Source organism: Paenibacillus humicola (genome assembly GCF_028826105.1).
In the GTDB taxonomy this organism is placed as follows: domain Bacteria; phylum Bacillota; class Bacilli; order Paenibacillales; family Paenibacillaceae; genus Paenibacillus_Z; species Paenibacillus_Z humicola.
The window spans coordinates 572022-591448 of record NZ_JAQGPL010000001.1 but is presented as its reverse complement, the minus strand read 5'-3'; the positions used below and the strand labels follow the sequence as shown (position 1 = coordinate 591448).

The following is a 19427-nucleotide window of genomic DNA, read 5'->3' as shown; positions in this document are numbered from 1 at the left end:
CCACCTTCCCTTTTCGGAAAATGAAAAAAGTATTCAGATGAACATCCGAATACTTTTGCCCAGGCGTACGGCCGTTTCGCGGTATGCTCCCCCATGGTTCGTCCCATGTCACGCCAGTCACACACCGTATGTTGTTCTCGAGTCGATTTTACCCTAAAGCTCCATGATCCGGCAATATTAACCTCGCCGTCCGGACGTGCGCGCAATCGCGGGAGCGCTTTTTTCGAAATCAAGAAGGAGCCACGGCAGGCTCCTTCTCTTTTGAACATCCCCTGAAGCACCGTTAATCCTTGACAGCCCCCGCCGCGATATCCGCGATGAACTGCCGGCTGACGAACAGGAACAGCACGATCAGCGGCAGAACGGCGAGAAACGTGCCGGCCATGACCATCGAATAGTCGGTGTTGTAAATGCCGTTCAGCTGGGACAGCGCCACCTGCAGCGTATATTTCGACGCGTCGTTCAAAATAATTAACGGCCATAAATAATCGTTCCACGCGTTAATAAACGTGAACGCCCCGAGAAACGCGAGCGCCGGCCGCAGCACCGGCAGCGACACGTTCCAGTACAGGCGAAAAAAGCCGCAGCCGTCCATGCGCCCCGCGCTCAGCAGCTCATCCGGCACGGCGCCCGTCGCGTATTGGCGGATCCAGAAAATGCCGAACGCGTTCGCCATTCCCGGAATGATGAGCGCCTTGAAGCTGCCGACCCATCCGAAGGTCGCCATAATCACGAAGGAAGGCACGAGCGACAGCTGGCCCGGCACCATCATCGTCGCAAGCAGGATGATGAACAGCGGCTTTTTCCACGGAAACTCGTACTTGGCGAACGCAAAGCCCGCGAGGGAGTCGAAAAACAGCACCAGCACCGTGGATACGACCGCTACGAAGAGCGTATTGAAGAATGCGTGGAAGAAATCGATGCTTTGAAAGACGCGATGGACATTATCGGCAAAATGCGTCCCGAACCACATTTTCGGCGGAAACTTGTACAGGTCGCTCGTCGTGCGGGTCGACATAACGGCCAGCCAGTAAAAGGGGAATACGGACAGCAGCACGCCGAGGACGAGCACCAAATGCAGCCCCATTGTTTTTACGCCATTACTTTTCATCCCGTTCACCTCCCTAAAATCAGGCTCTTTCCTTCGTGATCGTCCAGTTTAGCGCCGAGAACAGGACGATGATGACGAACATGCCCCATCCGACGGCGGAAGCGTAACCGAAATAGTTGTTCACGAATGCTTCCCGGTACAGGTACAGTACGATCGTCATGCCGTTGTTGCCGACGCCGCCGTCGTTGCCGACGAGCACCTGCGGCTCCGTGAACAGCTGCATGCCCCCGATCGTGGACGTGATAACCGTAAACAGGATAACCGGCCGAAGGAGCGGGATCGTGATCCGGAAGAAAGACTGCGCCGTGCTGGCGCCGTCGATCTTCGCCGCTTCGTACAGCTGGCTCGGAATGCTCTGCAGCCCGGCCAAATAAATGATCGCGTTGTATCCCGTCCAGCGCCAGACGACCATCGACGCGATGGCGGTCTGGATGCCGAAGGGAAAGTTCAGCCACTGCACCGAATTGAGACCGACTGCGGTCAGCATGTAGTTCAGCAGCCCGTATTTGTTGGCGAATACCGTGCTGAAAATAATGGCGACCGCAACGATCGAAGTCACGTTCGGCAGAAAATAGGCAATGCGGTAGGCGCTCCTGAACCGGACAAAAGCCGAATTGAGCAGGAACGCGATTACCAGCGCAAGGAACAGCATCGGAATCGTGGAATAGATCCAGATGACGAACGTATTGCCGACCGACTGCCAGAACAGCGGGTCCGTCACCATATACTGAAAGTTGTTCAGGCCGTTATAGGACATCGTGCCGATGCCGTCCCACTTCTGCAGCGACAGATAGAGCGAGAACAGAATCGGGAACAGGCCGAAGACGGCGAATAAAATGTAGAACGGCGAAATGGCCGCATAAACCGCCCGGTTCTTCCAGGCTTCTCTCCACCGGCTGTGCTCCGGGCGCAGCGCGGCCCGGTTTGACGGATTCGAAACAATCGGCGTTTGCTGCATAGGCATATCGCTCCTTCTAAGCATTTTCGAAGAAAATGCAGCTTCGTTAGCATAAGCCAAGCGTTTTCGTAAGAAAACGCAGCTTCGTTAGCATCGGCTAAGCATTTTCGAAGAAAACGCAGCTTCGTTAGCATCGGCTAAGCGTTTTCGAAGAAAACGCAGCTTCGTTAGCATCGGCTAAGCGTTTTCGCAAGTAAAACGCAGCTTCGTCAGCTATCTTTTCAGCTCTCGCTGGATTTGGTTCATGGCGTCGCTCCAGGCCTTGTCCGGCGCCTTGTGCTGCTTGGCGACCTTGACCAGCTCCTGCTTGTAAATGCCGTCGATCAGCGTGAACTTCTCGCCGAAATAGGCGACCTGGACGTTTTTGGCCGATGCGGCGAAAATCCCCCCCGTACGCTGTCCGCCGAAGAACGGTTCCGCGGTGTTCATCTTCGGATCGCTGTAGACGCTCGGCGTCGAAGGGAACAGGTTCAGGTCCTGATAGCCCGTCAGCTGGTTCTGCGGATTCTGCAGCCATTTGATGACCTCGAACGCCTCCTTCGGATGCTTGCTCGTCTTCATGATGGCCAGGAACGAGCCGCCGTTGTTGCCGTCCCCTCCGGGAGCCCTGGCAACCTTCCACTTGCCGGCCGTATCGGGCGCGGCATCCATCAGCACCTGCTTCATCCAGACGGCGCCGACGAACGACGCAATATCCCCGTTATCCATCGCCGCGTTCCACTCCGGCGTAAAGCGGTCGATATTGGCGAGCATCCCTTGCTGATAAGCCTTGACGGCCGTCGCCCAGGCTTTGTTCACCTGCTCGGAGGAGCCGCCGATGAAGGTGCCGTCCGGTTTGAAATACAGGTCTTTCCCCTGGGCCAGCACCTGGCCGAACAGGTCGCTGATATTGTCGGTCAGGCTCACCTTGCCGCCGAACGCCTGCTTCACCTTCTGCCCGGCCGCAAAATATTGATCCCACGAGCTCATCATTTTGGTCACTTCGTCGGGATCGGTCGGGAGTCCGGCCTGCTTGAACAGATCCTCGCGGTAAAAGAGCGCCGTCGGTCCGGTATCCATCGGCAGCCCGATCATCGTGCCGTCGGGGGTTACGCCCTGCTGCCATTTCCAGTCAAGGTAATCCTTCTCGATATCCTTTGCGCCCAAATCGTAGAGGTTGTAGAACCGGCTCTTATCCGGGAACAGCGCCGATACCCAGTCGTTCAAGCCGATGATATCCGGCCCGCCCGACCGTGCGGCGAGCGTCGTCATCAGCTTCGCTTTAAAGTCGCCGCCGATTTTCTGCGCGTCCAAATGGATGCCGGGAAACTGCTTGTCGACCTGCTTCAGCAAGTTGTCGTCAATCGAGCGGTTCCAGTACCAAAGTGTAAGCGTTATCTTTTTACCGCCGTCTGAAGCAGGGGTGCTGCCGAGCCCGCAGCTGCTGAGCAGCACGAGCACCAGAGGCACGATGAGGAGCAGCGGGATGATCCGTCGAGGCTGCATAGGCTATCCCTCCTATTTTCATCGCTTTGCTGATTTGACTATTCGGAATACCGTCAAAAAAGTTGTTGCCGACTTCTGCAGACGAGTCATGAAACTGGCTTGCATGGGGAACCAAAATACGAGGCTGATACTGATTTAACGCAGCTATACGAGTTTTTAAACAACTGCTTGAGGCGGCTTATCCCGCCTGCCGATCCGCTTTAGGCCATACCCGGGTGCGATTTCCTCTTCTTTTCTGCCGGCATCCAGCGGAATTCTTGAATGTCTTCTACGTTCTCCCTCCTCGAGCATCCGCTTGAACGATTGCTATGGCATTTGGATAAATCATCCTCACTATTTATTATATTTGTTTTTGGAAGCGCTTAAATATCGATATTGTGTCATTTGGATGTAATAAAATGCGAAGCTTCGCAAGAAAGGATCATGCCCATGGAGCGACGATTTCGGCGTGGCTTTCATTAGCATGAAGACGATTCCAAAATTAAGAATGCAGTTCTGATATTCATAAGACGATGCCGCAGGAAGCGGCTAGAATGAGGTGTAAGCGTTTAACTCCACTTTCGCTCATCTTGAAAGGAGACCGGCAATGGCAACGGTTAATTTGGGTGTGATTATGAACGGCGTAACCGGCCGCATGGGAACGAACCAGCATTTAATCCGCTCCATTATGGCGATCCGCAGCCAGGGGGGCGTTGCGCTGCCTAACGGCGATGTGATTATGCCGGATCCGCTTTTAGTAGGACGGCAGGAAAGCAAGCTGAGGGCTTTGGCGGAATCGAACGGACTGGAGCGCTGGAGCACGGATCTGGATGCCTGCCTGGCCGATCCGTATTACCAGATCTATTTCGATTCGCAGACGACCGATCGCCGCGTGGAAGGCGTCCGTAAAGCAATCGCCGCAGGAAAACATATTTATTGCGAAAAGCCGACCGCCGGAAATTTGGCCGAATCGCTGGAGCTGGCCAGACTGGCCCGAGAACGGGGCGTCAAAAACGGCGTTGTGCAGGACAAATTGTTTTTGCCCGGCCTCATCAAGCTGATAAGACTGATCGATTCCGGTTATTTCGGCCGCATTTTATCCGTGCGCATGGAATTCGGCTACTGGGTGTTCGAAGGCGACATGATTCCCTGCCAGCGTCCTTCCTGGAACTATCGCAAGGAAGACGGCGGCGGGATTATCGTCGACATGTTCGCTCACTGGCGCTATGTGCTGGACAACCTGTTCGGCAAAGTGCGCTCCGTATCCTGTCTGGGAGCGACCCATATTCCCGAGCGGTACGACGAGCGGAACGAGAAGTACTCGTGTACGGCGGAGGATGCGGCATACGCGACCTTTGAAATCGAAGGCGGCATCGTCGCGCAGGCGAACTCCTCGTGGGCCGTACGCGTGAACCGCGACGAGCTGGTGAACATTCAGGTGGACGGGACGAACGGCAGTGCGGCAGCGGGGCTGCGAAACTGCAAAACCCAGCATAAAGTGAATACACCGAAGCCGGTCTGGAATCCCGATATTCCAAGTCCGTACAATTTCCTCGACCAGTGGGAGCCCGTTCCGGATAATCAGGTTTTCGACAACGGTTTTAAAATGCAGTGGGAATTGTTCCTGAAGCACGTGGCCTGCGGCACTCCGTTCCCCTGGGATTTGCTGGAGGGCGCAAAAGGGACGCAGCTGGCGGAGCTGGGTCTGCAGTCGTGGAAGGAACGCCGCTGGATTGATATCCCGGATTTGACCCTGTAAAGGAGGCGACGACTTGGCCCGAACGATCAAGCTGCCGCGTGCCGGAGGCTCGCTGTACGAGTACGAGCCCGGCCGCTCGTCTTCGTTTGATGTACCGAATGGCCCTTTGAAAAGCCGGATCGCTTTCTCGGCCGCGCATGTGGTGTGCGATCCTTTCGCGGATGCGGATCCGCTCGCGCAGTCGCAAATCGATTTTAACGCCACGATGGAATACCGCCGCTACCTGTGGTCGCTCGGACTTTCCGTAGCGGAAGCGATGGACACCGCCCAGCGCGGCATGGGCCTGGATTGGGAGCGGTCCAAGGAATTGATCAAGCATTCGATAGCGGAGGCGCGTTCGGCAGGCGGTCATTTGGCGTCCGGCGCGGGTACGGATCATTTGGCTCCCGGCGCCGGGGTGACGCCCGAAGCGGTGGAAGCCGCTTATGAAGAGCAGTGCGCCTTCATCGAAGGCGCGGGCGGACGCATCATTCTGATGGCAAGCCGGGCGCTGGCCGCCTGTGCCAAAAGCGCCGAGGATTACGAGCGCGTTTACGGCAGCATTTTGCGTCAGGTGTCGCAGCCGGTTATTTTGCACTGGCTTGGCGATATGTTCGACCCGCAGCTGGCCGGCTATTGGGGCCAGCAAAACCCCGATGCCGCGATGGAGGTGGCCTTGCGCATCATCCGCGCGAATGCGGATAAAGTGGACGGCATTAAAATTTCCCTGCTCGATGCGGACAAGGAGATCAAAATGCGCCGTCTGCTGCCTGAGGGCGTGAACATGTATACCGGGGACGACTTTAACTACCCGGAATTGATCCGCGGCGACGAACAAGGCTTCAGCCATGCGCTGCTCGGCATTTTCGACGCGATCGCGCCGGCGGCGGCCGCGGCGCTGCATGCCCTGGATGCGGGGGATATGGAGCGCTACCATGCCATTTTGGATCAAACGCTGCCATTGTCGCGCCATATTTTCCAAAAGCCGACGTTCGCTTACAAAACCGGCATCGTCTTTATGGCCTACCTGAACGGCCATCAGCCGCACTTCCGGATGATCGGCGGAGCCGAAGGCGCCCGGTCGGTTGTTCATCTCGCCGATCTGTTTGTTTTGGCGGATAAGGCCGGCCTGCTGATCAACCCGGACCTCGCCGTCGAGCGGATGCGCCGCGTTCTCGCTCTATCCGGGGTTTAAGGCATTGCCGTTTTCTGACCGCTTAATGCAGGCACCCGGCTACGGGAACGGCAACTCGTGAATGGATATATCCGAATTGGAGGAAGCGCCGTGGGAAGTCTTCAATCGATTGAACGGCTTAGCCTGAACCAGATTACGACGGAAAGTTGGAGCTTGCGCGAAGCCGCGGAAGGCTGTGCCCGCGCAGGTATTCCCTGGATCTCGCCCTGGCGCCATAAGGTAGCCGAGACGGGACTCGCCGAAAGCCGGCGGCTCATTCAAGGCGCAGGACTTCGCGTCTCCAGCCTCTGCCGGGGCGGCATGTTCCCGGCGCCGACGGCGGCGGAACGCGAAGCGCGGCTCGAGGACAACAAGCGGGCCGTCGAGGAAGCGGCCGAGCTGGGCGCGGAGGTTCTGGTGCTCGTATGCGGCCCTTCGCCCGACCGCGACATTGACCGCGCGCGCGGCTGGGTGACCGAGGGGATCGAGAAGCTCGTTCCGTTCGCGCGGGAGCACGGCATCAAGCTCGGGATCGAACCGCTGCATCCGATGCAGGCGGCCGAGCGTTCGGTTGTCGTCACGTTGGGACAAGCGAATACGATGGCGGAGCGGTTTGAAGCCGACGATGTCGGCGTGATCGTCGACGTGTTTCATGTCTGGTGGGACCCGGAGCTGTACGGTCAAATCGCGCGGGCCGGAAAACGGATCCTGGGCTTCCATGTATCCGACTGGATCGTCCCGACGCCGGACCTCGTGCTGGGCCGCGGCATGATGGGCGATGGAGTCATCGAGATTCGCCGCATTCGAGAGGCCGTCGAGGCCGCCGGCTATGAGGGGCCGATCGAGGTCGAAATTTTCAACCGCGCGGTCTGGGATTCGCCCGGCGGCGAGGTTTTGGCCCGGATGAAGGAACGGTATTTGGAACACGTGTAGGAAGTTTTTCCTCCGACGTCGCCGAAAGAGGCTCGATTCCCGACGGGAAAATCACTTGTGAGCATGCCCCCTAACCGGTAAGATGGGTGTATACGATGAAATCCGGGGTTTTGGGGGCTTCTTATGACCTTGAGAAGGATTGATTTGCTTACGCATGGCATTCATCTCTATGAAAGCAACCATCTGGACGGGGATGTCGTCGAAGAGCATCATCACGAGATTCATCAGATCTTATATGCGGTGAAAGGCGCAGGAACCATCACGCTGGACGGCAAGCGGCAAAAGTTTTTGCAGGACAGCGCCGCCTTTATTGCGCCCCGGTCGAATCATGCCGTCTTTTCCGAATCGGGGCTCACGCTGCTTGTTCTCGCGTTCAATGTTACGGCTTTCGATTCGTCCGCCGCGTCCGGCCTGCTTCAATCCTCCTTTCCGTCGTCCGCTTTTTTGCGGCTGAACCCATTTTCCGCCGCCGATTTAAGACAATTGCTGCGAAAAATGCTATTCGAGCAGTCCCATCGGGATGAATTCAGCGCATGGGCGCTGCATATTTATATGTTTGAATTTTTGCTGGCGCTGGCCCGTTCGAGCCAATCGGCGCTGGTGACGGATTCGAACGCGCTGCGGGCGGAGCGGATACGCAATTATATCGACCGGCATTATTTTGAACCGCTGACGGCGGGAGATATCGCGGCCCGGCTCGGGATCGGAACGAGGCATGTCAACAACATTTTCAAAGACCACTACCGGCTGACGCCGATCCAATATTTGACCGAGGTGCGGATTCGTCTGGCCAAAAAGCTGCTGATCGAGACGGAAAAGGACATCGCTTCCGTCTGCTTCGAGGTTGGCTATGAAACGCTGCCGACTTTTTACCGGGCTTTCAAAAACATCGTGAACATGTCACCCAATATGTTCAGACAGCAAAACAAGCATGAAAATGAACCTGATCCCGCAGGACAGGCGGACGGTCGATGACCGTCAGCCTGTCTTCTTTCGCTTTCCCATTATGCATCTGAAACATCCTTCCCGGCCGGTCAAGCCCTGCCCGCCAGCTCCGAGAGACGGGGAATCAGCCCGGACGGCGGCATCTGCGTTTCGTTCTCCTGCTTGAGCTCCTGCGCCGCCCGGGTAAAATCAGGATCTTCCAGCAGCCGCTTCAGGCTGTGCCGCACGTTCTGCGCATCGGCTTGCTCCGGCAAAAACGTAAGCCCGATCCCGCGTTGTTTAATGGCGGCCGCGTTCAAGTGCTGATCCGCCCCGAAGGGCAGCGCCAGCTGGGGAATGCCGGCCGCGACGGCACTCATCGTCGATCCCGACCCGCCGTGGTGCACGACGGCGGAACAAACCGGCAGCAGCGTGCTGAGCGGAGTCCAGCCGACCGTCCGGACGTTTGGCGGCAGCTGGCCGAGTACCGACGGGTCCGCCCCGCCGAGCGCCAAAATGACCTCCGCCTCCATATCCCGCACCGCCTCTATGACCCCGCGCAAGCCCCCGACGCCGCCGAAATGAGGCACTACCGTTCCGAGCGTGACGCAAATTCGCGGCTGAGGCGGCGGGACCATCATCCAATCGGGCAGCTCGCCGCCTCCATTGTACGGAACGTAGCGGACGAACCATGCGTCCGGGCGGTCCGGCTCCCTCAGGCTGGGCGGGCAGGGATCGATAAGCGCGGCCGGCCAGGCTAAATTGCCTTTAAACCCGTTTCGTTCGCAGGCCGGTCCCATCGCCTCGCCGATGAGCTCGAGAAGGCCGGTTTTGCCGATCGATGTGATGCCGAACCCATGCGTCACGATAGGAATGGACAGCAGTTCGGCGGCCAGCAGCCCGGCCGCTTCGAGCGGAGTGCGCACAATGACGTCCGGCTTCCATGCCCGGGCCGCCTGAATGGTACGATCCGCCATCAAGTCGCTGACCGCCGCCATAAATCGGGCGGTTTGGGCCAGGCCCTTTTCACTTGCATCGGATTTTGAAATTGTTCGAGCGAGTCTTCCTTGCTCCGCTCGGCGACAGCCCTCAACTGAATGCCGGGCGAAGCGTCCGCCCATGGCAGTCCGGCCCGTTCGCTTGCGCCGACCGCCTCGCCTGCCGTCACGACGAGCACTTCGTGCCCGGCTGCGCGTGCCGCCCAAGCCAGAGGCACGACCGGCAGAAAGTGGCCCAGAGCCGGAAAACTGGCAATCAAAATTTTCATTCGAACATCTCCTCCAAAACGATTCTCATTCTTCTTAGCCGGCCGAACTCCCGGCGGCGATCAAGACGGGCGGTTTGCTTTTCTAAAATCCGAAGCCAGCTTGACTAACGTTATTGCGATCCAGAACATAACCGCCGCAAAAACCGGATGAAGAGCGGACAAAAATCCGATGTCCGACGATAAATCCGCGGTGACGAACATGAGAATGACCAGAACGACCAGCTGAATGCTTTTTACGCGGAAGGCGCCCGGCAGTCGGGCGATCGCATTATCCATACCGAATTCGGCGGCAAGCGAGGAGAGCAGCACGATATGCCGGACGCCATGCTCCCGGGCGATACGGGGAAATTGGAAATCGTCGTTCATCGGCAGAACCCAGAATACTTTCTCAACGCCTTCCAGCGCGGCCCGGACCGTATCCGGCTTCGTTAAGTCGCCGGCCGCAGTCTCGACGCCGGACGGAAATTCCGCTTTGCCCGGATTGCGGCACAATGCCCTTACCTCGCAGCCAGCCTGATGCAGCTCCATGATGACATGTCGTCCAACCGTACCCGTAGCGCCAGTTACCAGGATCATACTTTTACACCTCTTCAGAATCAGATTGAGTGAGTGCTCACCCATACTGCGGCATGTTTTATCCAGCTTTCATCTGTCTATAAAGTTCGATTGTTTTTTAATCCGATTAATGTGAGTGTGTACTCACTTAGAACTATAAATGTCCCTCCGATTCGTGTCAAGGGGACTTCCTAAATAAATGGGTGTGTGCACACTTATTCACCAAGTTAAAAACACGCGGCATACCCTGTCAATAGGCTCCTGCATCCTATTTGCTGCTTGCTTCGCCGATATCGATCATCCAATCGCTCAAGCCGAAATTCCCTGCAAAAGCGTCTCCAGAATATCATGGACGAACTTCTCCCGCTCGTCTTGCGATTCCTCTTCGCCGGAAAACTGCATATGAAACGCGTGCTGAAAACACGCCCCGAGCAGGAGATCGGCGGCGCTGCGGGGCATGATGACGGCGTTCACCCTTCCGAGCTGCTGTTCGGCCCGGATATACGAAGCAACGACTTCATTGGCCCGGTGCGGGCCTTCGTTGCGCTCCTGAAATCCCTGTCGATGGCGGGCCAGGAACGTCGGCTCCGTAAACAGCGAGGCCGTCATCATGATCGATAAATGAAAATAATCGACCGCGGCCCGAGCCACTTCCTTCAAATTTTCCTGCACGGTCCGAAGCCCCTTGTACCCGGGAAGCTTCAGCAAAACGGCAATGAAGCCTTGCAGATGCCGCTTGAGGACTTGCAGGCAAAGGTCTTCCTTGCTTTGAAAATGGTTATATAACGATCCTTCCGAACAATTGGCAAGCCGGGCGATTTCCTTGGTTGTCGTCTTGGAAAGCCCGTTGATGCGCACGGCCTGCTCGGTTGCTTCGAGTATTCTGTCGCGGAGTTCCATCGCACTTGCTCCTCGGTCGTATGTTTTAATTTCGATTATTGAGGAATTCGCGATGAAAGTCAACCGCACCCCAGACCGCTTCCGGCCCGGCTTTCTCACATGAGATGATAGAGAATTTCCGTTTCGAGCCTGGATTCGTCTTCATGCCAATGTCCGTAGATTTCCATTACCGGCGCCCCATGGCGTTCGCCCGAAGCTTTAACGGCCGACCGAATGCTTTTATGCGTTCTGTCCAAATTGCGATAGGGCCCGATATGCTTGCAATAAGCAAATTTTTGAAAAACCACCTCTTTCTTTTCCAATCGTGACGCTTCTGCAGACGGAACGGTCAGCGCAATGCCGGCAAATATCACGCGGTTATCGTCATAAACGACATGATTGATGCCGGTATGAAGAAGCCCCTTGCTTCGAACCTCCAGCCAAACCTGATCGAGCAGCTCGAAAATCGTTTCCCGGTAAGGCTTTCTTTCATCGTGATGCTTCGAAAGCCCATACAATGTAAAAGTCGTTTCCCGGTTCCGGATCGTTGTTTCCATGAGTACCTCCTCGTTTTTCAATGATATTCGGACCTGCAGCCGTGTCTTCGGTTCAGCCTCCCTTTATTTTGCCGGTGAAATTAGATCAATTTTCTTTATGTATAAAATATCCGTTCCTTTTGGCGCGTACATGTAAATGTCATAACTTATGTCCTCTCATCACATCCCCGTTTTCCATTTATCCCTTAAGACGTTTGCCGCCTCTTCTTTGTTTCAATAATTGGGGTCAAATGTAAATATTAGGAGCATGTGTTCAGCCGGGCCTGCGGATTGTTTGCCTCGCAAGGCAAGACAGAGCGAGGCCGGCGGTCCGTGACCGTCAGCCTCGCTCTTCTTTTTCGTTCCGCTGTCGGCACCGGCCGGAGGCTTATTACGACATGACCTCTTCCGTACGGTCGGTTGCGGGCGGCGGCGTGATGGAGAGCGCCGATATTTCCTTGCGCCACTCCGGCGTCATGTTGAGGTCCAGCGCCGCCAGGGAGCATTCCAGCTGTTCCAGATTGCGTGCCCCGATAATCGGCGCGGTCACCGCCGGGTTGGACATGACCCATGCGACGGCGAGCGTCGCCGGATGGATTTCGCGCTCTTCGGCATAAGCGGTGAAGCGTTCCGCGACTTCAAAGTTCATCGGGTCCCCGTAGCGGGCGGTGTACATTTTATTTTCGACCAGCCGGCCCTGCTCCGGTTTGCGGCCGAGCCCGTATTTGCCGGACAGCAGTCCGCCGCCCAGCGGGCTGTACGGAATAACCCCGATTTGCTCGGACTCGGCGAGGGGCAGAATTTCCACTTCGGCCTGACGCTTCACCAAGTTGTACATCGGCTGAATCAGCTCGAAACGGGCCAGCTGCTCCTTTGCCGCGATACCGAGCGCCTTGGCAATTTGCCATGCGGCCCAGTTGCTGACGGCGGGATACAGGATTTTGCCCTGCTGCTGCAGGTCGTCCAGCGCGCGCAGCGTTTCTTCCATCGGCGTCGTGCGGTCGAATTGATGAACGAAATAAAAGTCGATGCGGTCCGTTTGTAAACGCCGTAAACTATTTTCGACCTCAAGCATAATATGGCGCCGGGAAAGACCTCTCGCATTGATATCCTGTCCCATCGGGTTGAACACTTTCGTCGTCAGCACGATTTCGTCGCGGCAATCGGCGATGCATGCACCCAAGATTTGTTCGGACACCCCCATGCTGTAGGCATTGGCCGTATCGAAGAAGTTAATGCCGGCCTCGCGGCAGCGCCTGAACATTTTCTTCGACGTTTCTTCGTCCGCGTTGCCGCCGAACGACATCGTTCCGAAACAAAGGCTCGATACTTGAATCCCGGTTTTGCCGACCGTGCGATATTCCATTCGGGTCATCTCCTGTTCGTTGTTGGTCAAATCTTACGTTGTTTCGAATGGCTTCCCGCTCCCTAATACGGACGGGCATGCCCGCCCCCGAGCCGGCTCAGGACCGGCCCGCCAGCGCAAGCAGACGGGGGACGATTTCGGACGGCGGGGTCTGGCTTTCGTTCTCCCGGCTCACTTCCTGCGAAGCCTGGGTAAAACCCGGTTCGTCAAGGAGCCGCTGCAGGCTGTGACGCACCGTCTCGGCGCTAGCTTCCTCGGGCAGCATCGAAAGCCCGGCGCCGCGCTGCCTGACGGCGGCGGCGTTAATATGCTGATCGGCCCCATGGGGCAGGATCAGCTGCGGAACGCCGGCCACGATGGCATTCATTGTCGTTCCCGCACCGCCGTGATGGACGACGGCCGAGCAGGTCGGCAGCAGGGTGCTGAGCGGCGTCCAGCCGACGGTCCGCACGTTCGGCGGCAGCGTGCCGAGCGCGGACGGGTCTGTCCCGCCGAGCGCCAGAATGACTTCCGCGTCCAAATCCCGTACCGCCTCGACAACTCCGCCAAGGCCGCCGACGCCCGACAAATACGGGATCACCGTACCAAGCGTAACACAGATTCGACGCTTTGAAGACGGTGCGAGGTACTCGTCCGGCAGCCGGCCGCCCCCATTGAAGGGAATGTAGCGAGTGTACCAGGCGTCCGGCCGGTCCGGCTCCCGCATGCTGGGCGGGCATGTATCGATATTGGCCGCCGAGCCGACCAGTTCGCCCTTCCATCCGTTGCGTTCGCACGCCGGACGAAAAGCCTCGTAGATCATCTCGATCATGCCGGTTTTGCCGATCGATGCAATGCCGAACCCGTGGGATACGGCAGGAACGGACAGCAGCGAAGCTGCCAGAACGCCGGCGCTTTCGGTCGGCGTATGCACAATGACGTCCGGCTTCCAGGCCCGGGCGATTTCAAGGGTGCGATCCGCCATCCGGCTGCTGATCGCGGACATAAACTCAGCCGCACCGGCCGGGTTCGACGAATCGCGGTACTTGTCCTCCGCGTCTTTCATACTTTCCACTACCGCCGTGATAATATCGCCGCCCGGCGCAGCATCCGCCCAGGACAAGCCCGCACGTTCGCTTGCTTCCAGCACTTGCCCGGTCGAGACGACAAGCACCTCGTGTCCGGCCGCTCTCGCCGCCCAGGCAAGAGGCACAACCGGCAGGAAGTGCCCGAAACCCGGGAAGCTGGTTACCAACATTTTCATCATCGAATCCTCCCAACTTCGCTTGCTTGTGAAATGGGACGTTAACGCGGAAAAGCCGCCCTTCACTCCCTCGGCAGCTTCGTGATGTCGGTATGGAGCTTGTCACCTCACCCATGAACAATTCGGCCTTTTCGATGAAATTTCCTGCCTGTTATCCGGCCAAAATGTGGCTTTACAGTGGCAATGGAGGCAGCGCCGATGCGGTGTCGCGATATTGTTCTAAGAATCCGGCTTATTTTTTATATCCCATTTCCCCTGCCGAACGTGTAGGGATTGGATTTGTTCCTTCGTCAGCTTCTTATATGCTTTCAACTTCTGATCTGCTATTTTAAACGCCATATCGCGTGTACGGCGCTCGATTGTCAGAACGCAAACAATCCGAAGCACATCAACAACATCGTTCGTGATCCGAAACACGATTCGAATCCCCGCATTACGAAGCTTTATTTCCTTGCAGCCGGCCAGCTTGGTATCCGAATAGTTGCTTAGGTTTTTCCCCACTTCATCCGCTCGATAAACAAGTTCGTCGATCGCGTCGTTAACCATCCCGAGAACAGAACCGTCCAGCCGGTTATATTCCTTTACAGCGTCGGCATCGAGGCGAACATCAAAACGCTCTTCCAACATCAAGCTTCAGGATTTCGGCGTACTGCTTTCCAAGACTTGGCGGATTCTGGACTCCGTTCAATCCGATCCATTCGCTCCAGGAGGATCCGACGCTCTTCTTCTTGCTCCAGCCTGGTCAAACGATCATACATCTGTTCAAATAGGTCATAGCCAATCAAAACGGAATCGACAGCTCCATTATCCGTAATATATTGCGGAAGATCTTTTGCCCTTTTACGTAGCTCCCCGAAACGTTTGGCCGCATCCGAAGAGGTGATCAATTGATCGACGTCAAAGGTTGGTTTTGCCATCGTCATTCTCAGCTCCATCTTCTCCATTTTCTCGTTCTGTCACGTTATATTATTCCAGATCCGGATTAAAGTATACCATACTTCACCCATAATATTGCGGGAAATATTACGTAATATAAAAAAGGGACCCACTCGGATCCTCATTATGCCGTCAATTATGTTCCCGGTATTTAAGTTCCTTTTGAGCCGCTTCCATTGCTCCCGGCAAGCAGCTTTCTTTCCAGACCTGATCTGGAGATGTTTGAATCCTACATTTCCGCATTGCGGGCAGCTTGCGTTCGTAACCCGGTACCAACTGAAGGTATTACTATTCGATCATGCTTTTGGTTGCCTGATACATCTTTTCCGTATAAACGTCCACATCGTCCCGGGACATGCGCAAGCGGGCCTCAGAAGTGCCGTACCCGATTTCCTGCTTGCCCTTCGCTAAATTGTTGAAAATTCCATCCGTGAACGCATCCAGCGGTTCTCCCTGCGTATGCAATCCCGCCCCTCCCAAATCCGTATTCACCGCCGGAGGAGCAATTTCAATAACTTCGACAGACGTACCGGACAGCTGGTGTCTCAGACTTACGGTAAAAGAATGAAGGGCCGCCTTGGTTGCCGAATAAACCGGGGCAATCACAAACGGGGTGAACGCCAGCCCGGATGTGACGTTCAGGATCGCCGCCGTTTCACGGGCCGCAAAATAAGGAGCGAACAGCATGGACAGATGGACAGGGGCTTCCAAATTCGTTGCGAGTTCTTTACGGAAATCGTGCCAATTGTCTCTCGCGTCCGCTTTTAACACATTAAAACGCCGTTGAATGCCGGCATTATTCACCAGCACGTTCACTTCCGGATATTCCGCTGTGACCCAGTCAAATAACGCGAGACGCTCGGCCTCCGCATTCAAGTCGGTTACACGGGTAATCAAGCCGGGCACCTGCTCCCTGGCTTGCTGAAGCACCTGCTCCCGCCGACCGCAAACAATGACTTTATTCCCGGCTTGAACAAATCGTTCCGCAAACGAGAGCCCGATTCCGGAGCCTCCGCCCGTAATGAGGATTGTATTTCCTGAGAGCTTCATGTCCGTTCCTCCATCCGTTTTTTTATAAAGGTCAATCAGCAAATTGCGCAAATAGATTTGATATGGTGTAATGTTAACTGGTTAAAAGAAAGGTGGTTCACCATGATTTCAAAATATTCGGCTGCCTTGCTGTCGGCGGTGTCCATTACGCTGTTTGCCGCCTACTTCCAGTTTGAGGCGAATGCGGCAGCTGCGGATCTTTATTTTTCATTTCCGCGTCAATTTTTTGGCGGTCTTTTTCTTATTTTGGCGATTCAACTCTTTGTATTCATTCCGATATCTCTATTCGTTGACGGGCTGATCGTCAAATTCTTCCCTGGCCAGCATGGAATGGAACGAAAGCTGGCCGCCGTAATCGGATATGCAGCCGCTCCCGCCGCCCTTGTTTTTCTGGCCTTCCTTCTCCTTACGACAATCCGGGCGGGAATTGCTTACGCGTTATTGGCGGGACTGGGCGGACTGGCATTCGGAATCGTTCAGGAGCTGCTTAGACGGTTCTTCAAATGATCGGCTTCGACCGGCCGCCGTCAAGCGGCGGGGTATTCGCCGAATACACATCGAAGCCGCTTCGCTTCTGCCATCCCGTTCGGCTCCAGAACTCCCCGCCGCCTTCATTGTCGGATATTACGAACAAATGGCACTTCGCAATGCCCGCTTCCCGCAGCCTGCTCAGGCTCCACCCGGCGAGCTCGCGGCCGATTCCTCTTCCCCGGTGCTCCCGCGAAACGGCGCAGTGATAAATGTACCCTCTTCTTCCGTCATGACCGGCCAGAATCGTGCCGGCCAGCCGCCCGCCGATTTCGCAGACGAAGCTGAACCCGGGATTGCGGGCGAGATAGAACGAAATGTTTTCTTCCGAATCGGCTTCGCTGAGCGCCATCCCTTCGGTTTCCTGCCATAACCGGATGGCCGCTGCATAGTCCCCGGCTGTCATTTCCCGGTAAATCGTCTCGTTTGCCGCATCCATATCTTTGATCATTCCTTCATAAACGAGGCACCCGGTCTGCCGGCCGCCTCCGATTTGTTACGGGATCAGGAAACTGTCCAAATAGGACTGCAGGCTGCCAAAGTCGAACGAATCGCCAAGATAGCCGATATATCCGTCCGGCCGGAGCAGGATCATCGTATTGTGGTTCAGCCCGTATCGCTGAGCGATGCGCTGCTCGGGGTCCTGAATAAGGGAATAGTGTTCGTTCGGCTGGACCGGGGTGTTCTCCGCGACAACGTAAACGTCGAGCAGACGGCTCCACCTGGACAAGCGGTCGAGCTCGCCGCCAACCGGCAGCCAGTCCTTGACGACAAGCAGCAGCGCATGGTTGGTTCCGCGCAAAATTTCGTACAGCCGCTTTGCTTCGCTGTCCGGGCCGATAACGTCCGGGACGTCCGGCGCGCGGTCTCCGGCGCGCACCTTGCTGTGGATCAGACGATGAAGAAGGGAAGCATGGTGCTCGCGAACGATCGGGCTGTGACGGTAATGAACGGCGATTTCGGAAAGCTGCTCCCGCATCCGGTGCTGGACGATTTCGCTGTTGACGATGAACGGCGCGATATGATTTCTCAGCTTTTGCACGACCGCATGGTGCTCGGTAACGATTTTCATCATCGTATCGGTCATTTTCAGGACGGACTCGGCTACCGGAATCCGCTCGACCGGATAGGTCTCCAAAAGCGAAGGCTCGGCATGACCCTTCACGACAAGCGCAAGCTTCCAGGCCAGGTTGAAGGCGTCCTGAATACCGGTATTCATGCCCTGGCCCCCCGCGGGGCTGTGAATATGGGAGGCGTCGCCGGCCAGAAATACCCGGCCGTGACGCGTCTGCTTCACGTGTCGGAGGTGCGTCCGGAAGCCGGCCAGCCAGACCGGCTCGCTCAGCTTCGCCGGCACCGGACAGCGCTCGTCAACGATCCGTTGAAACTGCTCGAGCGTCGGCTCCTGAACCTTGCCGTCCGGATCGGCCCCGCCTTCCGCATCCGCCATCAGCCGGTACCGCTGATTCCCGTACGAGAACGCGGCCAGAATGCCTTGATCGTGCGAAAAAAATTGGAAGAGGTCTTCTTCCAAATCCCACTCGATGCGCACATCGGCCAGGACAAACGATTCCGGGTAGGCGCTTCCTTCGAACGGAACGCCGAGCCGGTGGCGAACCGTGCTGTGCGCCCCGTCCATGCCAAGCAGCCAGGCCGTTTGCGCCGTTTCCTCCGTTCCGTCCGGATGAAGAAGCTTCACCTCTACGAAGCCGTCCCTCTGCTCCAGCTCGAGCAGCTCCACCCCGCGTTCGATCCGCACGCCGTACCGCTCCGTCAAACACTGGGATAAAATTCGTTCCGTCTGCGATTGGGGCAGATCCAGAATGAACGGATACGGCGAATCCAGCCCGTCAAAGCGAACCTTGATCGTGCGCTTGTCGCTGCCGAGCCAGATGTTGATGCCGTGCACCTTCATGCCCTGTTCGAGAAAAGCGCCGTCGACGCCCATCCGTTCGAAAACCTCCATCGTCCGGGCATGAATACCGAGCGCCTTGGAGAACGGCGAGGGCAGCGGCGCCTTGTCGATAATGCGGGGGCGGATGCCGTGGCGGGCGAGCTCGCAAGCCGCCGTAAGTCCGACCGGTCCTGCGCCGACAATCAGTACCTCCACGAAAAAACCAACCTCCTGGCTCCAAATTTGTTCAAACCGTATCAGTCGCCGATAATGCGCTCCGCGTTCCAGCCGTTCCGTTCGCGCAGCGACGTAATATGCGCGATATGGTGCAAATTGTGCCAAGCGAAGAACGACAGCGCGCTGTCCAGGGTCCACAGTCCGTTTGCCGGATGCCGGTAGGCCCGCGCGAAATCGGCGGCCGGCGTGGCGCGCAGCAGCATCGTCCAGCGCCGGTGAAGCTGATCGTGCAGAATCAGGGACAGCGCCACCGGCGCTGTTCTCGCATCCGTCAGCTCCGACCATGCTTCCTCGTCGAACGGCGCAATGACCGGCTCCTTCTCGGTCAGCGCCTGCTTCGTGCGAATATAGCCGTTCAAGTCGGCATCGGCCAGATGGTGAACGACCTGCCTGACGGTCCAGCCTTCAGGCCGGTAAGGCGTATCCAGCTCGCTGTCGGACAGACCGGCGACCGCCTCCCGCAGCCGGCCCGGCGCCTCTTCCAGCGACGCAATATAGCCGAATCGGGTCTGCTCGTCGAGCGAATCCTGCCGCTTGAACGGGCCAATCGGATAACGCAGCTGTTCCATGGGTATACCTCCTTGATTCGTCCATCTTTTCACCCATTATAATCCACCCGCTCTCCGAAAGTCAC

General features: G+C 56.8%; 21 protein-coding genes and 1 riboswitch. Of the genes, 5 read left to right on the top strand and 16 right to left on the bottom strand.

The genetic code is table 11. The features are described from left to right. Window positions 1-50: 50 nt before the first annotated feature. A riboswitch (ZMP/ZTP riboswitch) is annotated at window positions 51-131 on the bottom strand. A gap of 152 nt (window positions 132-283) precedes the next feature. The 3 genes from PD282_RS02795 to PD282_RS02785 form a co-directional block, all read right to left on the bottom strand. Then, the gene (locus tag PD282_RS02795; protein ID WP_274648873.1) at window positions 284-1111 is read right to left on the bottom strand and encodes a carbohydrate ABC transporter permease; all 828 of its coding nucleotides are present in this window, start codon (window positions 1109-1111) and stop codon (window positions 284-286) included. A 19-nt stretch (window positions 1112-1130) separates the two neighbouring features. After that, on the bottom strand, window positions 1131-2069 hold the full coding sequence (locus PD282_RS02790; protein ID WP_274648872.1) for a carbohydrate ABC transporter permease: 939 nt from the start codon (window positions 2067-2069) through the stop codon (window positions 1131-1133). A gap of 213 nt (window positions 2070-2282) precedes the next feature. Beyond that, entirely contained in the window at window positions 2283-3554 is a 1272-nt protein-coding gene (locus PD282_RS02785) for an ABC transporter substrate-binding protein (RefSeq protein WP_274648871.1), read from the bottom strand. Window positions 3555-4140: 586 nt separating this feature from the next. Between PD282_RS02785 and PD282_RS02780 the strand changes: the two genes are divergently transcribed. From PD282_RS02780 to PD282_RS02765, 4 genes are all read left to right on the top strand, one after another. Continuing rightward, window positions 4141-5292 (top strand): Gfo/Idh/MocA family protein, encoded by a 1152-nt coding sequence (locus PD282_RS02780; RefSeq protein WP_274648870.1) that lies wholly within the window; start codon window positions 4141-4143, stop codon window positions 5290-5292. 13 nt (window positions 5293-5305) lie between these two features. Continuing rightward, window positions 5306-6466 carry a dihydrodipicolinate synthase family protein gene (locus PD282_RS02775; RefSeq protein WP_274648869.1) on the top strand — a complete coding sequence of 387 codons (1161 nt, stop codon included), beginning with the start codon at window positions 5306-5308 and terminating at the stop codon, window positions 6464-6466. Between the two features lie 90 nt (window positions 6467-6556). Further along, window positions 6557-7378, top strand: coding sequence for a sugar phosphate isomerase/epimerase family protein (locus PD282_RS02770; protein ID WP_274648868.1), 822 nt, complete (start codon window positions 6557-6559; stop codon window positions 7376-7378). Window positions 7379-7501: 123 nt separating this feature from the next. After that, window positions 7502-8353, top strand: coding sequence for an AraC family transcriptional regulator (locus tag PD282_RS02765; protein WP_274648867.1), 852 nt, complete (start codon window positions 7502-7504; stop codon window positions 8351-8353). Window positions 8354-8412: 59 nt separating this feature from the next. Here PD282_RS02765 and PD282_RS02760 read toward each other — a convergent pair whose 3' ends face one another. The 10 genes from PD282_RS02760 to PD282_RS02715 all read right to left on the bottom strand — a co-directional run bounded on the left by PD282_RS02760 (window position 8413) and on the right by PD282_RS02715 (window position 16134). Beyond that, window positions 8413-9279 carry a glycosyltransferase gene (locus tag PD282_RS02760; protein WP_274648866.1) on the bottom strand — a complete coding sequence of 289 codons (867 nt, stop codon included), beginning with the start codon at window positions 9277-9279 and terminating at the stop codon, window positions 8413-8415. Next, complete coding sequence (locus PD282_RS02755; RefSeq protein ID WP_274648865.1) at window positions 9279-9569, bottom strand: glycosyltransferase; 291 nt, start codon at window positions 9567-9569, stop codon at window positions 9279-9281. Before PD282_RS02755 ends, PD282_RS02760 begins: the two co-directional genes overlap by 1 nt. Before the next feature lie 60 nt (window positions 9570-9629). Further along, a complete protein-coding gene (locus PD282_RS02750; RefSeq protein ID WP_274648864.1) occupies window positions 9630-10145 on the bottom strand; it encodes an SDR family oxidoreductase in 516 nt (171 codons plus the stop codon). 288 nt (window positions 10146-10433) lie between these two features. Continuing rightward, window positions 10434-11024, bottom strand: coding sequence for a TetR/AcrR family transcriptional regulator (locus tag PD282_RS02745; RefSeq protein ID WP_274648863.1), 591 nt, complete (start codon window positions 11022-11024; stop codon window positions 10434-10436). 95 nt (window positions 11025-11119) lie between these two features. Next, on the bottom strand, window positions 11120-11560 hold the full coding sequence (locus PD282_RS02740) for a GyrI-like domain-containing protein (RefSeq protein WP_274648862.1): 441 nt from the start codon (window positions 11558-11560) through the stop codon (window positions 11120-11122). A 370-nt stretch (window positions 11561-11930) separates the two neighbouring features. After that, window positions 11931-12905, bottom strand: coding sequence for an aldo/keto reductase (locus PD282_RS02735; RefSeq protein ID WP_274648861.1), 975 nt, complete (start codon window positions 12903-12905; stop codon window positions 11931-11933). A gap of 97 nt (window positions 12906-13002) precedes the next feature. After that, a complete protein-coding gene (locus tag PD282_RS02730; protein ID WP_274648860.1) occupies window positions 13003-14151 on the bottom strand; it encodes a nucleotide disphospho-sugar-binding domain-containing protein in 1149 nt (382 codons plus the stop codon). A 216-nt stretch (window positions 14152-14367) separates the two neighbouring features. Continuing rightward, window positions 14368-14772, bottom strand: a complete 405-nt coding sequence (locus PD282_RS02725) for a type II toxin-antitoxin system RelE family toxin (RefSeq protein ID WP_274648859.1) — start codon at window positions 14770-14772, stop codon at window positions 14368-14370. A 2-nt stretch (window positions 14773-14774) separates the two neighbouring features. Continuing rightward, window positions 14775-15065 carry a type II toxin-antitoxin system Phd/YefM family antitoxin gene (locus PD282_RS02720; protein ID WP_274648858.1) on the bottom strand — a complete coding sequence of 97 codons (291 nt, stop codon included), beginning with the start codon at window positions 15063-15065 and terminating at the stop codon, window positions 14775-14777. A gap of 307 nt (window positions 15066-15372) precedes the next feature. Next, window positions 15373-16134, bottom strand: a complete 762-nt coding sequence (locus tag PD282_RS02715) for an SDR family oxidoreductase (protein ID WP_274648857.1) — start codon at window positions 16132-16134, stop codon at window positions 15373-15375. Window positions 16135-16236: 102 nt separating this feature from the next. Here PD282_RS02715 and PD282_RS02710 point away from each other — a divergent pair, with 102 nt between their 5' ends. After that, the gene (locus PD282_RS02710) at window positions 16237-16641 is read left to right on the top strand and encodes a hypothetical protein (protein ID WP_274648856.1); all 405 of its coding nucleotides are present in this window, start codon (window positions 16237-16239) and stop codon (window positions 16639-16641) included. Here the strand turns inward: PD282_RS02710 and PD282_RS02705 are convergent. Genes PD282_RS02705 through PD282_RS02695 form a run of 3 tightly spaced genes read right to left on the bottom strand, consistent with a single transcriptional unit; the run spans window position 16634 to window position 19368 of the window. Further along, window positions 16634-17101, bottom strand: a complete 468-nt coding sequence (locus PD282_RS02705) for a GNAT family N-acetyltransferase (protein WP_274648855.1) — start codon at window positions 17099-17101, stop codon at window positions 16634-16636. The two genes, PD282_RS02710 and PD282_RS02705, sit on opposite strands and share 8 nt — an antisense overlap. 57 nt (window positions 17102-17158) lie before the next feature. Beyond that, window positions 17159-18772, bottom strand: coding sequence for an FAD-dependent monooxygenase (locus PD282_RS02700; protein WP_274648854.1), 1614 nt, complete (start codon window positions 18770-18772; stop codon window positions 17159-17161). 41 nt (window positions 18773-18813) lie between these two features. Next, on the bottom strand, window positions 18814-19368 hold the full coding sequence (locus tag PD282_RS02695) for a YfiT family bacillithiol transferase (protein ID WP_420832341.1): 555 nt from the start codon (window positions 19366-19368) through the stop codon (window positions 18814-18816). Window positions 19369-19427 lie beyond the last annotated feature (59 nt).